We start from the raw sequence: 15109 nt of genomic DNA, 5'->3' as shown, positions 1-15109 counted from the left end.
AGGCGTGCGGCCAGCGCTAATCAGGGCGGACCTCCTGAATGAGGTGGGTCTGAGCGGGAGAAATGTGGCGCTAACCTTCCTCAAATTCTACCCATGAGAGATTCCGTGGGGGTATTATGCGCTCACAAGATGATTTCCTGGCTCGAAAATCTATTATTGACATGTTGTATTTCGGCCCACCCCACCGGGGGTTGTGCAGTCGGAGAGTGAAAAATTCCTCAATAAAATCAATATCCCGGCCAGGGTTTGTTCAAATATTTTTGTGGTGAAATCAGGAAGGCAACTCCAGCGAGCGCTGCATATTGACGGTGATTCGGCAATTGGTTAATAAATTGTTAATGTAAGCGAAACAATTGGCTCTACCGGTCCAAGACCCGCCGGTTTGCCGTGTTAAAAGGTGACAGAGGCAGTGCTACAATCCTTAGATATCTCCGCGGATGACACTTCCCCATCTCCCGCTACTGCCAGACCCGTTAAACTGAACGCAGTGGTGACCAAAGGGAAAATTCGCGTGGTTCCCAAACCCAGATTGCAGGTGGTTGAACCCGTCACGATCGAGGGTGAAGATCGCGCGCCGCCAATGCCGGAAGACTGCCAGGCCGCGCCTGAACGCACTGACCCAGATGAAGCTGCGCCTGGTGTGCAGCCTGCCGCCCCGGCACCGTGGAACCAAGGGTTCTCTGAAGCCCGCAATGACCCTCAAACGATCGATTCTGAACTTTTGCCGCCGCAGGGACCACCTATGAAAATGATCAAACTTATCGCTGCGGCAGCCGTTTTGGGTATCGCTGCCATCGCCCTGACCTTTTTGCAGTTTTCCGGATCAGATACTGCGGGCCAGAATGACGCTTTGGCAGCGGACCAGGGCTTTAGTCCGGTTATCGCTGCAGCTGATGCCAGCACCCTGCCGACCGCCTCTGCTTTGTTGACCGCGCCACAGGCAGCCGGGGACAATGCAGATATCGTGGCTCAGATCACGGCTGGCACACTCCAAGCGCTGCGCAATGGCTCCGAAACGGTCGCCACTACGACGGCAAGCTCTGCTCCGACGCAGCCCGCCGCCGCCACAGGGGAGGCCAATGGGCTCTATGCAATGGTGTTAACTGCGCTGCAGCAGGGGCAATCACGACAATACATCGATCAGATGGTCAACGAGGCGCACCGCGCACAACAAGTGACGGTGCCTGCGGTGCTGCTGACAAATTCGGGCGAGGTCAATACCAGCGCCTTGCTAACACTGTTCGGCGGCCAGTAGGTCACCGGCAGTTCCTGCGCATCCTCCCTGGTGGAGGCGCTGACACCGCGCGGCGCAGACCAATCAACATCCAATAAAAATATGACAGATTTGACCGGGCTCACACCAAAAGCGTGACACTGATGGCAGGGACCGGGACCTTTGCATCCCTGGGGGGGAACCACATGAAGAATATGCTTTTGGTCGCAACTCTTGCAGTTGCCGGCCTATTTTCAGCACAGACAACCGCCGCCGAGACCTGTGGTGGGTATTACACCGTGAAGTCCGGAGACAGCCTGTCCCTGATTGCTGATCGTCTGTACAAAGATGTCGGCACCTGGAGTACGATCCATTCGCAGAACATCGATGCAATCGGTCCCAAGCCCAATGCAATCCGCGTTGGCATGAAGCTGCGAATGCCTTGCCTCAATGGTCTGCCAACTGGGCTGGAGGGCGGTACTGAAGCCTCCCGTGCGGTTCCGGTTGCGGCCGCCCCTGTGAAAGTGACCCCAGGCAATGCCTCGGTGCGGCAAAAAATCAACCTGCTTACTGGTGACGACTATGCGCCTTTCACCTCCAAGGCTTCGCATAACGGTGGGTTGATTACGGATGTCATGGATGCGGTGATGACATCGGCGGCACCGCAGGAAGGCTATGCCATCCATTGGGTCAACGACTGGGGTTCACATTTTGATCCACTGCTCTCCAATGCCCTGCTGGATGTGGGCTTTCCCTGGTACCGACCCGATTGTGACAGTATGCCCGACAGCTATCGCTGTGTGAATTTCCTGTTCTCGGAGTCGATGTTTGAAACGCTGATGCTGTTGTTTGTCGACAAGGACCGCCCCTTCACCTTTGAAGATGATGCCGACATCCTGGGCAAAACCCTATGCCGTCCCAATGGCTATCTGACCTTTGATCTGGATGGATCTGGCCGCCGCTGGATTGCAGATAACAAGATCACACTAAAGTCCCCCCACACCGTCAAAGACTGTTTTGACATGGTGGCCAAGGGTGAGGCCGACGCCGTGGCGATCAACGAATTCACCGGCCGTAGCGTGATGAAGGAGCATGATCTGGCTGGTCAGTTCAACGTTCTGCCGCAACCTCTTTCGGTGCTCGGCATTCATGCGGTGGTGCACAAAACCCACCCCCGCGCCGAAGAAATGATGGCGCTGGTTAGCGAGGGCCTGAAGAACGTGCGCGACGATGGCACCTATCAGCGCATCATCGAAGACCATCTTTCCCGTATCTGGGCTGAGTTCTAGGAGGGGATGTCATGCTGAAGAAGCTATCAATCTATCTGACCCTGGTTCTGAGCGTGATGAGCCCGGCAGCGGCCTGGGCCATCTGCGACGTAGACTACCGGGTGCAGCCCGGTGATACCCTGTTCTCTATTGCCGAGCATCACTATGGTGATCGAGGCCGGTGGACCCTGATCTACTACGGCAACCAAAGCCGTCTGACAGGGCCGGTCGCTGAACCAGGCAAGGTGCTGCACATTCCCTGCGCCAAGGGAGTTTCGGCCCCCGATGCAACACCTCTGCGCCGCGATGATGCTGAAATGAAGCTGCTGACCGGTGGCGGTTTTGCTCCTTTTACGGATCAGAACCTGCCGGGCCAGGGCTTGATTACTGAGCTGGTCAATGCCGCGATGGAGCTGACGCCCTCGCCAGTGTCATACTCCATCACCTGGGAGAACGACTGGTCCAAGCATTTGTTTCCAAAGCTCAATGACAAAGAGTTCGATATGGGCTTTCCCTGGTTCAAACCGGATTGCGACACCACACCTCAGGACGACCGCTGTGTGAATTTTCATTTCTCCGAACCGTTGATCACCATCCCGATCATGCTGTTTGCCCGCGCCGATGCGGGTTTCGTCTTTACGCAGGACAGCGATCTGGAAGGCAAGACTCTGTGTCGCCCCAAGGGCTATTTCACCCATGACCTGGATCGTCCCGGCCGTCGTTGGCTCAGCGAAGACAAGATCACATTGGTTCAGGCCGAAACCCCTGCAGCCTGTTTTCATCTGGTGAACGAAGGGCGGGTAGATGCGGCCTCAGTAAATCTGTTCCTGGGCGCCAACACCTTGATTGCAGAAGGTCTGCGCGACGCCATCCTGCCTGTAGAACGCCCGCTGTCCGAAGAGGGGCTCCATGTGGTGATTTCCAAGCGTCACTGGCGCGGCACCTCGCATCTCTATCGCATCAATGCAGGGCTGAAGGCGCTCAAGAAGGAGGGGCGGTTTGAAGAAATCGTTGCCCGCCACCTGGAGCTGTTCTGGGCGCAGCTGCAATAGCAGCGAGTGGCACACAGGTGCCACGGGAAGACACTAGACCGCATTTTGAGCCCCCGCTTGCTTCTGTTGGGGGCTCGAATTGATAACAAACCTGCTCTCGTATCTCAGATAGATGAGCCGCCAATCAAGCCTTTGGGTCTAAGATGGGTCCGTGTCCCAGATGCGCTAGGCCTCTGTTTGGGGGGTGCCGCTGACATCGCTGCGGGCAATGGCTACGGATTTGACCACAGCGTAACAGGCAGCGCCTGGGGCAAGATCCAGCGCCTGGGCTGAACGACGGGTGATCCGGGCAAGCACCCGGCCGGCCTCCGTTTTTAGCGACACCATTGCGCCAGGTCCGGTGCCGCTGCGGATCTGTTCGACCTCGGCGGGCAGGATGTTCAGGGCCGACAACCCCTCGGGCTTTTGCCGGGACAGGATCACATCCTGTGCAAGGATACGGACTCTGAGCAGGCTGCCGGGATCTTGTTGGACCCTTGGCAGGAACAGGGAGAGACCCCCGGCGTCCAATTCGCTAAGCCCATCCAAATGGTGGCGCAGCACACGGGCCTCCAACAATGCGCCCGCGGCGCGAACCCCCGTCGGCATGACCCGGTCATCGCCGAGAACCTCGGTGGCGCTCCCCTGTCTTTGCACCTTGCCGTCTTTTAGCACCACTACCGATGTGGCCAGCCTTGCGACTTCGGCCGCCGAGTGACTGACGTAAAGCATCGGGATCTTTAGTTCGTCTCGCAGGCGCTCAAAATACGGCAGGATCTCTTCTTTGCGCGCCTCATCCAAAGCGGCAAGCGGCTCATCCGCCAGGATCAGATCGGGGCTGGATAAAAGCGCTCGACCGATGGCAACCCGCTGTTTTTCGCCTCCCGACAGCGCCGCGGGATGGCGCTGCAACAAGGACCCGATGCCAAGCATGGAAATGATCCGATCCAAATCCTCACGCGCTGCGCCACGCGGGGCAAACCAGCGGCCAAACAACAGGTTTTGGCGCACCGTCATATGAGGAAACAAGCGCGCTTCCTGGAAAATATAGCCCAGCCGGCGGCGGTGGGGCGGCAGCCAGACACCCTGTTTCACATCAAACAGCAGCCGGTCCTGCAGCGCCACACGACCGGTTTCGGGACGCATTAACCCGGCGACAGCATTGATCACGGTGGTTTTGCCCGCGCCTGAGCCGCCAAACAGGACCGTCACCCCTGCCGGGGCTTCAAAGGACAGATCCAGCGTGAAGTCGGCCAGAGGTTGACGCAAAGCAACCTTGAGCATCACAGCCCCCCCAACCGCCGCGCAGCCCTGCGTGCCAACAGTTCTGAGAGGATTAGGGCGCCCATAGCAACGGCAACGGAAACCACCACCAGTCGAAGCGCCGGGGTTTCGCCGCCAGGCACCTGTAGAAAGGCATAGATTGCGGAGGGCAGAGTCTGGGTTTGACCGGGAATGTTGGAGACAAACGTGATGGTGGCGCCGAATTCCCCCATGGCTTTTGCAAAGGCGAGAATAGTCCCAGCAATGATCCCTGGCAGGATCAGGGGCAGAGTTACGCTGACAAAGCTCCAAAAGCGGTTGGCACCGAGGGTCGCGGCGGCGTCTTCCAATTTGGGATCCACAGCTTCGATGGACAGACGAATGGCGCGCACCATCAGGGGAAACCCCATGATTGCAGCCGCAAGGGCTGCGCCGGTCCAGCGAAAGGCAAAGCTAATGCCGAATTGCTGCAGCAGGCTGCCTAGACCAGCCTGCGGTCCAAAGGTGAGCAGCAAAAGATAGCCGGTGACAACCGGGGGCAGGATCAGTGGCAGATGAACCAGCCCGTTGACCAGTTGTTTGCCGGGAAAGTGCCAGCGCGCCAGAGCATAGGCCGTAAAGATTCCAAAGGGCAAAGTCAAAAGACTGGCCCAAAGCGACACCTTTAGCGAGAGTGCAACCGCTTGCCATTCTTCAGGTCCAAGCCAGCTCATTCGCCTTTACTCCGCAACCATGGAAAAACCAGCTGAGACAAAGGTTTCTCGGGCGTCTGGGCCTTGCAGATAGTCAAAAAACGCCTCGACTGCTCCGCCTCCTGCCCCCTGAATTTGCGCCATTGGATAGCGGATCGGGGTATGAGATTTGACCGGGAATTCGACCAGAACGGTCACACGCGGATCTGCCTGGGCGTCACTGGCATAGACCACCCCTAGCGGAGCCGCCCCGGAGGCGACCAAGGCCAAGGCGGCACGCACATTATCGGTTTGCGCAACATGCGGCGCCAGATCCTGCCAAAGCCCCAGAGCCTCGAGCGCGGACTTGCCGTAGATCCCTGCCGGCACCGCTTCGACTAGGGCCATGGACATTTTGCCCTGTCCCAACTGCGCAAACAGCGCCGGATCGTCAAAGCCGTCGATCGGCTGCGCGCTCTGATGGGGGGCCACAAGCACAAGCCTGTTGCCGAGAAGGTCACGGCGGCTGCCTGGCACCAAGCGGCCCTGCTCTTGCAGGTAATCCATCCATTCCGTACTGGCAGGTAGGTAAATATCTGCTGGTGCACCCAATGCGATTTGCCTTGCCAAAAGCGAAGATCCTGCCAGCGACAGGGAGACGCTATGGCCGGTGTCCCTCTCAAATTTTGTGGCAATGTCGTCCAGGGCGGTCTTGAGGCTGGCCGCAGCAAAGACCGTGACATCCACCGCCAAGGCGGCTGTAGCCCATGCCAGGCAACCAGCAAAGCTCAGCGCTGCCAGAAAACATCGGATGCAGGATAGGATATCAAAGCCTCCCCGGGCCTGTTGCGATTGGGTTCCTTTTGGGTAGCCTTGGCTCCCCCTGAGAGGCAAGTCAAATATATAGGGCGAGCTTGGCTCAAATCCGCGCGGAAATTGGCCCTAAGCCAGAGCAAAAAACCCACCCCGGACCGGAACCGGGGTGGGTTTTTTGCTCTGTAGGCAGGAATCAAAAGAGGGTCAGGCCACCTGGGTCGGCTGCGGCGGGTGCTGGCTTTGGTGCCGGACGTGCGGCAGCCATTTCCTGTTCACCCAAGCGCCGGTCATTTTCCACCCGGGTCTGCTGGGCACTGCCTGAAACTGCATGGAACCGCACCCGGCGGGCAGAGGTGCCACCAACACTGGAGGAGATCACGGGAATGCCTTCATCATAGAGAAACTGCTGTACAAAAGCGGAGTTGGAGGCACCAATATCGGACAGGTTTGCGGACATTTTGGCACCGCCGAACACCTTGGCCTTCAGGTTCCGCCTTTGGGCCCCCTTTTTCATAATGCCGTTGATCAAAAGCTCCATTGCATGGATCCCATAACGCGCACTGACACCCCCGCCGCTGGCGTTGGCCAGTAGGAAATGATTCATCCCACCGACACCATTTTCAGCGTCATAAATACAGGCCGCAATACAGGAGCCAAGAACTGTGGAAAATACCACTTTGGGATCTGTCGAAACCCTGTACTCACCCTGCAAAACCGTGACCGATGTGGTATTGGCAAAAACTGTTGTCACAGTACACTCCTTATCAAAAAATCAGACTTTTGCAGCCTGTAGTATCGCCCCGGCCATCCGGGCCAGGGAAACTTGTTTTTCTGCAGCCCCGGTTTCCCAGGCAACACGCGGCATGCCATACACAACCGAGGATTTTTCATCCTGGGCAAATGTTGTTGCCCCTGCATTGCGCAGGGCCAAAAGCCCCTTGGCTCCGTCCTGGCCCATACCGGTTAGAATGGTTGCAACTACCTCTTTTCCATATGGCACGGCAGAGGTGAACAATGCGTCAACAGAGGGAATATGACCGGAAATTGGTGGCCCTTCTTTTAACCGCAAGCGCATGGGTTTGCGTTGTGTCATACCCATATGGCGCCGTTGTCCCGCAGCGACATAGACATGGCCGGGCTCCAGCTTCACGTTGTCCTCGGCCGGCACAACTTTGGCCGCACAGATTCGGTCCAAAAGAGAAACCAGTCCCTGGCCAAAGTTCTTGCCGGTATGCTGCACGATCAAGGTCGGTGGACACATGGCAGGGAAGCCGACCAACACACTGCGAAGGGCCTCTACCCCGCCGGTGGAAGAGCCGATCAGGATGATCTTCTTGAAGTCCGAGGCCGAGCCACTTGCGGCGGCCCCGCGCCTGCCAGCCCCGGTTTGGTCGCGTCTGGGGGCTTTGACCATCATATCGAAATACTGCGAGAATTGCTGCGGTGTATCCGTCTTGGTCAGTTCAAAGATCCCGGCGCCGACGTCCAGCAGGGGCGAAGATTTACGGGCAGGTGTTGCCCCGAGGCTGTCCATGACGGCAACCCAGCGGGTGTCCAGCGCCGAGAATAGCGCCAGCATCATTTCGAATTCCGGCAGTTTGGTAAAACCGTCCTCAACAAAGGCAAAAACCGGTTGTGCTGCCTCTGCCTGATTGTAGGCCATCATCAAATTGTTGGCCAAAAGCACTTTCATACCAGGGTAGCTGGCTTCCATGTGGCTTTGAATGGAGCGGGCAAAGGCCCGGTCAGTTGTAATGATCAATATGTTCTGAGACGGCAATGTGTCACCCTGTCAGGTTGATCGGTAAAAACCGAAGATTACGGTTGCCTCGGGGCAGTGCCTGCCCCGAGAAGGGCTACTCAAAAGTCCTGCCACAGATCCTTGGCGGCATTGCCATCCGTGGCGCCAGTCGCGCCAGAGGGAGCAGGAGTGATCTCGTCGAGATCCCAATCGTCAGTTCCATGGGCGGAGGCTGGTTGGACCTCTGCGGCGGGCGCCGCAACATCCGTTGACATCTGCGTCAGGCCTGCGCCATCCTTGATGCTAAAGCCTGAAACCAGTTGCGCCAGCTGCGTGGAATCGGTCTTGAGCAAATGGCCAGCGGCCGTTGCCTCTTCGACCATCGCCGCGTTTTGCTGGGTTACCTGATCCAGTTGCATCACGCCGGTATTGATTTCGTTGAGACCAGTGGATTGCTCCACAGCCCCTTCGGCAATGCCCGACACCAGTTGTGAGATATGGCTAACCCGCGAGACGATGTTGTTGAGGGCCTCGCCTGCTTTGCCAACCAGATCAACACCGCGTTCAACCTGTTTGGAACTGTCGCTGATCAGGGTCTTGATCTCCATCGCCGCATCCGAGGACCGCTGAGCCAGGGCCCGGACCTCTGAGGCCACAACCGCAAAGCCTTTGCCTGCTTCACCTGCACGAGCCGCTTCGACCCCCGCATTCAGAGCAAGAAGGTTGGTCTGGAAGGCAATATCATCGATCACCGAAATGATCTGACCAATGTGGTTCGAACTTTCTTCGATCTCGGTCATTGCCGAGACCGCGCTTTGAACAACTTCTCCAGTGTTTTCAGCTTCTTGCTTGGCCTCACCCATTGTCGATTCGACGCTGCGCGCACCATCCGCTGCGGATTTCACGCTGGCGGTCAGCTCGTCCAGGGCTGCGGCGGTTTCCTCGAGCGTTGCGGCCTGGCTTTCGGTCCGGGTGGACAGGTCATCCGACGCGCGGCTGATTTCCGTGGCCCCATTGCGAATGGAGCTGGAGGCATCAATCACTTGCGACACTGTCGCGCTGAGAGTCTCGATGGTCTGGTTGAAGTTTTGACGCAGCTTTTCATGCTCCCCCGAGAAGGCTTGGTCGATGGGCAGGGAGAAGTCCCCCTTAGACAGGCGCACCAGACCGGCACTCAGGTTTTCGACTACGATTTGCTGTTCATGCTGCAACTCTGCACGCTGTTCTTCGGCGATGCGAGCCTGTTGCAGGTCTTCCTGCATCGACACCAGAGTCTTGCCGATTTCGCCAATCTCGTCGCCGCGCTCGGCATCGGGGACCTCGGTTTCCAGGTCTCCGGAAGAGACAGCATCCATGTTCCGGCAAATCCGGTTCAGGGGATTGGTAATTCGGCGGGCGAACAGCCAGCCAAAAACGGACATGATGGCTGCACCCACAAGAGAGGCAATCAGCAGAACATTTAGGTCCCGGTACACCGGTGCCATCAGCTCTTCGAGATCCTGCTCGATTGCGATGACCCAGGTGCCATTGGTCAGTGGAATGTCTTCGGCATAGGAAGCGACAGGCTGCCCGCGCAGGCCGGTTGCCTCGGTGGTGAAGGTGCCATTGCCTTCCAAAGCCTGTGTCAGATATTCGCTGGGCGGCAGCTGATCCAAAACGGCATGACCATCTTCAAACCGAGAGCTCGACCGCGCCGTGAGGTCAGATGCGGCCAGGAAAATCTCAACCGAGTCGCCGATCCCCTGGGCGTCATTCATAATCGTGTTGATCATATGCATGGGGATCTGCAACGCCAGAACGCCCACCGTTTGGCCTGAAGGGGCAATCACCTTGGTCGCGGCAAAAGCAGCCGGGACATTGGCGCTTGGCGCATATGGGGTCACATTAGAAAAGATCACTTGGCCGGCTTCGGCTTCCAGCGCTTCTCTAAAAAGCAGCCCCAGATCACTATCCTTATAGGCGCCATTCATCAGATTGGTGCCAAAATCATCTTCTTTGTACACGCTGTAAATCACGTCACCGGGCATGCTGATCAGGAAGGCATCATAATAGCCCTTTGCCGTCAGCAGTGTGCGGAATGCAGGATGGAACTTAGAGTGATGAATATTGTAGGGAATCGTTTGCTTGCCACGATCCAAATTGTGCCTCTCACCCACAGGAAAGGGATTTTCCGTGATATAGGCCTTGCGCGTGACTTCGGGGGCGTCAGCTCCCAAATTGCTCCAGGCTGCAGACAACCGCTGAATTGCTGTTGAAGTCGATGGGGTGCTCGACAGGGTCAACAAGTCAGCATTCACCCCTCTCAGAAGCGACTGAAAGGCAGTTTTACGACCCGCGACCAGCGATTCGAAATGGTCTTCTGCTTGATGAAAGGCGCTTTTTTGGAAGTTGATCGTACTGATCGTGACAATTATGGCGGTCAGCAACACACCAAACCCCACCACAAATAGCGGAAGCTTGTAGGCAATCTTGAGAGATTTGAGACCCTGCATTTCTTTCTCCTGCGGTATTTTCGCGGCAAACCGCGTCGTGACTGGCGGCCAGATTGCAGAAGAGGGGTTAATTTGCCGCTTACGCAGCCCCTTGATACTTCCAATTTTAAAAATCTAAGGTCACTTTTTCACGGAAATTTTCTTGGCTGGGCGCGAGAGCACTTCCCAACAGACAGGTCATTTTCGTGACAGCAAAATGCGGCCTATATATACGGTCTCCTTGACCGCTCCTGTGCATCAGCGCTTTTTGACAGGTTCCTGATTTTTAAAGCTAGCTTGCCAGGTAAGCTGAAAACTTTAGGAAAATGCGCAGATTTCCCGTCTTTGCAAAAGTACAAAACCGCTTTTCCCATGGTTCGTGGCAATCAATTGTTAAGCCGAACGGCCTAACTATGGAGCTACCGAATACACACATGTCACCGACAATGGGGGTGAGAATCGCGGAAGATGACCACGGAAACGCAAAAACACCTTTTGGAATTGCCAAATGCATTTGCTGAATTGAGTCCGCTCACAGCATTTCTGAGAGGGGCTCGCTCCGCCACAGTGGAGATCGACTGTAGCAATGTCGCAGCCATGCCATCGCGCTGCCTGCAAATGTTGCTCAGCGCAGAACAGCAATGGCGCTCTGAAGAACTGGGGTTCGCGGTAACCCATATTAACGAATCCTGCCGCAAATCCCTTACGCTCTTGGGTCTTGAGCCCAACCGATTTGAAGACGAGGTACCAGCATGAAAACCAAAGTATTGGCAATCGACGATTCCCGCACCATCCGGAATCTGCTCGCCGCCACCCTAGAAGAGGCCGGCTTCGAGTATGTAAGTGCGGTCGACGGCCGTGAAGGCGTCGACATGTATGACGATGTCGCCCCCGATGTTGTCATCACCGACATCAACATGCCCAACCTCGATGGTTTTGGCGTAATCGAAGAGCTCCGCGGCACCGATATTAACTCTAAAGTGCCAATCCTGGTTCTGACCACGGAAAGCGCCCCGGAAATGAAAGCCCGTGCCCGCAATGCCGGCGCCACCGGTTGGATCACTAAGCCTTTTGACGACGCCTCGCTGATTTTCGCGCTCAAGCGCGTAACTGGAGCTGCGGCATAAAATGTCCGGATCTATCCAGGATACCTTCTTTGAGGAGTGCGAAGAACTCCTTGAAGCAACGGATGAGGGTCTGAGCGCCATCGAAGGAGGCGATCACGATCCAGAGGTAGTCAATGCCGTTTTCCGTGCAGTTCACTCGATTAAGGGTGGCGCGGGCGCATTTGGCTTGGACGAGTTGGTGGCCTTTGCCCACAGGTTCGAGACTGTTTTTGATGAAGTCCGAGCCAATCGGATGGAGTTGGATGAACCGCTGATCCAGCTGCTGCTGCGTTCTTGTGATCACCTGTACAATCTGGTCGCTGTCGCTCGTGACGGTGGCGAGACCGATCAGGCTCATCACAACATGCTGATTGAGGCACTGGACAAGTATATTCCTGAAGAGGAAGAGGATCTGACCTTTGAGCCCATGGGGCTTGGCGGCCCGATGGATGTCAGTGCGATTGATATTCCTCAGGCACCGACTGAGGAAACCTATCAGATCCATTTCCGTCCGCTCAAGGACATGTACAGCACCGGCAACGAGCCAATCTTCCTGTTCCAAGCGCTTCAGGAAATGGGTGAGCTGACAATCGTCTTGGACGATTCCGAGCTGCCTGGCTTTGATGGTATGGATCCAGAAGAAAGCTATCTGAGCTGGAACTTGACGCTTGTCACCACCGAGGCACGCGCCACAGTAGAAGCGGTTTTTGAATTTGTTGAAGGCCTCTGCGAACTTTCGATCGAAGGTGCCGGTGACGCTGATGCGGATGCTGCAGCCCTTGCTGCACTAGAAGCCGCGTTTGGTGGTGCCCCAGCCGCAGAGTCACCGCCCATAGTGGAGCCAGCAGCCATGGTTGAAGAGACCCCCCCAGCCCCTTTTGAACAGCCGGCCCCCGCACCAACACCGGAGGTAAAACCGGACGCTTCCGGCAGTAAGCCTGCGGCCCCAAAAGCCGAGAATTCAAAAACGGAGCAGCGTGGGCCAAATCCAACACTGCGAGTGGATCTCGAGCGGGTGGACCGGCTTATCAACGCTGTTGGGGAGCTTATTATCAACCATTCGATGCTGGCGCAGCAAATTGCCAATCTCGATGTGGCCGATGTGCGGGACGTTGAAACCGAACTGGAGGGCTTTAAGAACCTGGCCCGTGATATCCAGGAAGGTGTCATGTCCATTCGTGCGCAGCCGGTCAAGCCGCTGTTTCAGCGGATGGCCCGGATTGTCCGCGAGGCTTCCAGCGCCACGGGCAAATCCTGTAAGCTGGTGACCGAGGGCGAAAACACCGAAGTCGATAAAACGGTGATCGAACGCTTGGCAGATCCTCTGACGCATATTCTGCGCAATGCGGTCGACCACGGCATCGAAAAGCCCGAAGATCGTGAAGGGACAAACAAGGACAAAGTAGGCGAGATCCGCCTCACTGCCTCGCACCGCTCTGGCTCGGTCTGTATCGAAGTCAAAGATGATGGCGCAGGAGTCAATCGTCCCCGCGTGAAACAGATTGCGATCGAAAAAGGTCTGATCCCTGAGAATGCCGAACTGACGGACGCCGAGATCGACAACCTCTTGTTTGCGCCCGGCTTTTCCACTGCTAAAGAGGTCTCTAACCTCTCAGGCCGCGGCGTCGGCATGGATGTGGTGAAAAATGCTGTGACTGGCCTGGGTGGCCGGATCAACATTTCCTCGTCGCCTGGCAAAGGCTCGACCTTCACGATCATTCTGCCCCTCACCCTTGCGGTTATGGATGGTATGGTTGTTTCGGTCGCAGATCAGACAATGGTGGTTCCGATCACCTCGATTGTCGAAACAATGCGTGGCAACGACGACATGATCAACAACCTGGGCGCAGATGGCACGTTGCTGTCGATCCGCGGCAGTTTTGTCCCGATCTGTGATGTCGCCGGCGCCCTGGGCCTCGAAAAGAAAGATGACCAACCACCCGGTGTCTATCTTTTGGTGGAAACCGAAACGGGCCAGCGCAGTGCCCTGGCAGTGGATGACATCCATGACCAACGACAGGTTGTGATCAAAAGTCTGGATGGTGTCTGCGGGGAAATTGCCGGCGTCGCAGCCGCCACCATCCTGGGGGACGGCAAGATCGCGATGATCCTTGACCCTGAAAGCATCCTGGCAGCCTCGCCTGCGGTGGGAGCCTTTGATACCGAGCGGAGAATGAGCAATGCAAGCTGAAGTAAAAAGTAATGACCAAGAAGTTAAGCACGCTCAGTTTAGCGAGTTTGTCAGCTTCACCGTCGCCGGACAGGCCTTCTGTCTGAAAATCACTCAGATCCGGGAAATCCGGCGCTGGTCCCCAGTCACCATCCTGCCCCATGCGCCTTCGGACGTTTTGGGAGTGATGAACCTGCGGGGCGCGGTGATCCCAATCTACGATCTGTCGGCTCGTTTTGGCCTGGAAACAACCGAAGCCAGCGAGCGCAACGTTGTGATCGTGGTTTCCTCTGCTGGTAAACCTGTCGGACTTCTAGCGGAATCTGTTTCTGAGATCATTTCGATCAATCCCGAAGAGATCCAGGAAACGCCACCGGTCGATAGTCGCAACACCATGGAATATATCCAAGGTATCATCTCACATGATGAAACTATGGTGCGGATCATCAATCTTGATGCTGTGATCTCAGTTCCGGAGCAAGTACTGTAATGATGGCTGCTGGCTCTATTGAACCCAATAGCGACGGGTTTACCCTGACCGACCAGGATTTCGAGGCAATCGCTGATTTTGCCTACAAGCACTTTGGGCTGGCGATGTCGAGCAGTAAGAAGCCTCTGGTTTCTGCTCGGCTTGCCCGACAATTGAGACAGCAGAAAGTCGTCAACTTCAAAGAGTATCTGGCACGTTTGAATGGCAAAGACAGTGACCAGGAGCGCAGCAAGCTGCTGTCGCTTCTGACAACAAATGTCACTCATTTCTTTCGTGAGCCACATCACTTTGAAACCCTGCGCAAGGATGTGCTGCCTCCGCTGATTGAAAAAGCACGCAATGGTGGGCGGGTTCGAATCTGGTCTGCCGGTTGTTCCAAAGGGCCAGAACCCTTCACCATGGCGATGATCATACACAATATGTGCCCCGACATTGGGCGCTATGACTTTAAGATCTTGGGCACGGATATCGACCCGCAGGTGGTCCAATTCGCCAAAGCGGCAAAATATCCGCAGGAAGAGCTCGATCAGATCCCCTCTGAGTACCGCAGCTTGGTTCCAAAGATGGAAGCTGGTGGGCGCATGCCTGAACACCTGAGATCGATGATCACCTTTGGGGTATTGAATTTGATCGAACCTTTCCCGTTCAAGGGCAAGTTTGATGCAATTTTCTGCCGCAACGTGGCCATCTACTTTGACACGCCCACCCAACAAAAGGTCTGGCAAGCCTTTCAACAGAATTTGAACCCAGGTGGCTATTTGTTCATCGGTCATTCCGAACGCATGTCCGGGCCAGCCGAAGCAAAGCTGACAACATCTGGGATCACGACCTACATCAACACTCCCCCAGGAGGCGGTGCTCAGTAAAGG

The 15109-nt window shown here is 56.2% G+C and carries 14 protein-coding genes; 8 read left to right on the top strand and 6 right to left on the bottom strand.

Translation table 11 applies throughout. The annotated features are described in order from the left end of the window. The first annotated feature begins 490 nt into the window (after nucleotides 1-490). The 3 genes from AN476_RS13800 (at nucleotide 491) to AN476_RS13790 (ending at nucleotide 3533) form a co-directional block, all read left to right on the top strand. On the top strand, nucleotides 491-1255 hold the full coding sequence (locus tag AN476_RS13800) for a hypothetical protein (RefSeq protein WP_157063759.1): 765 nt from the start codon (nucleotides 491-493) through the stop codon (nucleotides 1253-1255). 164 nt (nucleotides 1256-1419) lie between these two features. Then, entirely contained in the window at nucleotides 1420-2502 is a 1083-nt protein-coding gene (locus tag AN476_RS13795; protein ID WP_054462180.1) for a LysM peptidoglycan-binding domain-containing protein, read from the top strand. An 11-nt stretch (nucleotides 2503-2513) separates the two neighbouring features. After that, complete coding sequence (locus tag AN476_RS13790; RefSeq protein ID WP_054462179.1) at nucleotides 2514-3533, top strand: LysM peptidoglycan-binding domain-containing protein; 1020 nt, start codon at nucleotides 2514-2516, stop codon at nucleotides 3531-3533. 165 nt (nucleotides 3534-3698) lie between these two features. Here the strand turns inward: AN476_RS13790 and modC are convergent, their stop codons facing one another. The 6 genes from modC to AN476_RS13760 all read right to left on the bottom strand — a co-directional run bounded on the left by modC (nucleotide 3699) and on the right by AN476_RS13760 (nucleotide 10495). Beyond that, nucleotides 3699-4796, bottom strand: coding sequence for a molybdenum ABC transporter ATP-binding protein (gene modC / locus AN476_RS13785; RefSeq protein WP_054462178.1), 1098 nt, complete (start codon nucleotides 4794-4796; stop codon nucleotides 3699-3701). After that, complete coding sequence (gene modB / locus AN476_RS13780; RefSeq protein WP_054462177.1) at nucleotides 4796-5488, bottom strand: molybdate ABC transporter permease subunit; 693 nt, start codon at nucleotides 5486-5488, stop codon at nucleotides 4796-4798. The genes modC and modB overlap by 1 nt, the downstream gene beginning before the upstream one ends. Before the next feature lie 6 nt (nucleotides 5489-5494). Further along, nucleotides 5495-6193, bottom strand: a complete 699-nt coding sequence (gene modA / locus AN476_RS13775) for a molybdate ABC transporter substrate-binding protein (RefSeq protein WP_371257353.1) — start codon at nucleotides 6191-6193, stop codon at nucleotides 5495-5497. Nucleotides 6194-6455: 262 nt separating this feature from the next. After that, nucleotides 6456-7013, bottom strand: a complete 558-nt coding sequence (locus AN476_RS13770; protein WP_054462176.1) for a chemotaxis protein CheD — start codon at nucleotides 7011-7013, stop codon at nucleotides 6456-6458. 21 nt (nucleotides 7014-7034) lie between these two features. Then, entirely contained in the window at nucleotides 7035-7976 is a 942-nt protein-coding gene (locus tag AN476_RS13765; RefSeq protein ID WP_054462175.1) for a CheB methylesterase domain-containing protein, read from the bottom strand. A gap of 146 nt (nucleotides 7977-8122) precedes the next feature. Next, complete coding sequence (locus tag AN476_RS13760; protein ID WP_054462174.1) at nucleotides 8123-10495, bottom strand: methyl-accepting chemotaxis protein; 2373 nt, start codon at nucleotides 10493-10495, stop codon at nucleotides 8123-8125. 447 nt (nucleotides 10496-10942) lie between these two features. On the opposite strand from AN476_RS13760, the gene AN476_RS13755 reads away from it, so the two are divergent. The 5 genes from AN476_RS13755 to AN476_RS13735 are packed head-to-tail and all read left to right on the top strand — an operon-like array spanning nucleotide 10943 to nucleotide 15106. After that, a complete protein-coding gene (locus AN476_RS13755; RefSeq protein ID WP_054462173.1) occupies nucleotides 10943-11230 on the top strand; it encodes an STAS domain-containing protein in 288 nt (95 codons plus the stop codon). Continuing rightward, nucleotides 11227-11601, top strand: coding sequence for a response regulator (locus AN476_RS13750; protein ID WP_009807715.1), 375 nt, complete (start codon nucleotides 11227-11229; stop codon nucleotides 11599-11601). The genes AN476_RS13755 and AN476_RS13750 overlap by 4 nt, the downstream gene beginning before the upstream one ends. Nucleotide 11602: 1 nt before the next feature. Further along, nucleotides 11603-13771, top strand: a complete 2169-nt coding sequence (locus AN476_RS13745; RefSeq protein WP_054462172.1) for a chemotaxis protein CheA — start codon at nucleotides 11603-11605, stop codon at nucleotides 13769-13771. Beyond that, nucleotides 13761-14240 (top strand): chemotaxis protein CheW, encoded by a 480-nt coding sequence (locus AN476_RS13740; RefSeq protein WP_054462171.1) that lies wholly within the window; start codon nucleotides 13761-13763, stop codon nucleotides 14238-14240. Before AN476_RS13745 ends, AN476_RS13740 begins: the two co-directional genes overlap by 11 nt. Continuing rightward, the gene (locus tag AN476_RS13735; RefSeq protein WP_054462170.1) at nucleotides 14240-15106 is read left to right on the top strand and encodes a protein-glutamate O-methyltransferase CheR; all 867 of its coding nucleotides are present in this window, start codon (nucleotides 14240-14242) and stop codon (nucleotides 15104-15106) included. The genes AN476_RS13740 and AN476_RS13735 overlap by 1 nt, the downstream gene beginning before the upstream one ends. Nucleotides 15107-15109: the final 3 nt, after the last annotated feature.

Source organism: Phaeobacter sp. 11ANDIMAR09 (assembly GCF_001294455.1).
In the GTDB taxonomy this organism is placed as follows: Bacteria; Pseudomonadota; Alphaproteobacteria; order Rhodobacterales; family Rhodobacteraceae; genus Pseudophaeobacter.
Note: the sequence above shows the minus strand (reverse complement) of the source record. Positions and strands in the feature narration are given on the sequence as shown.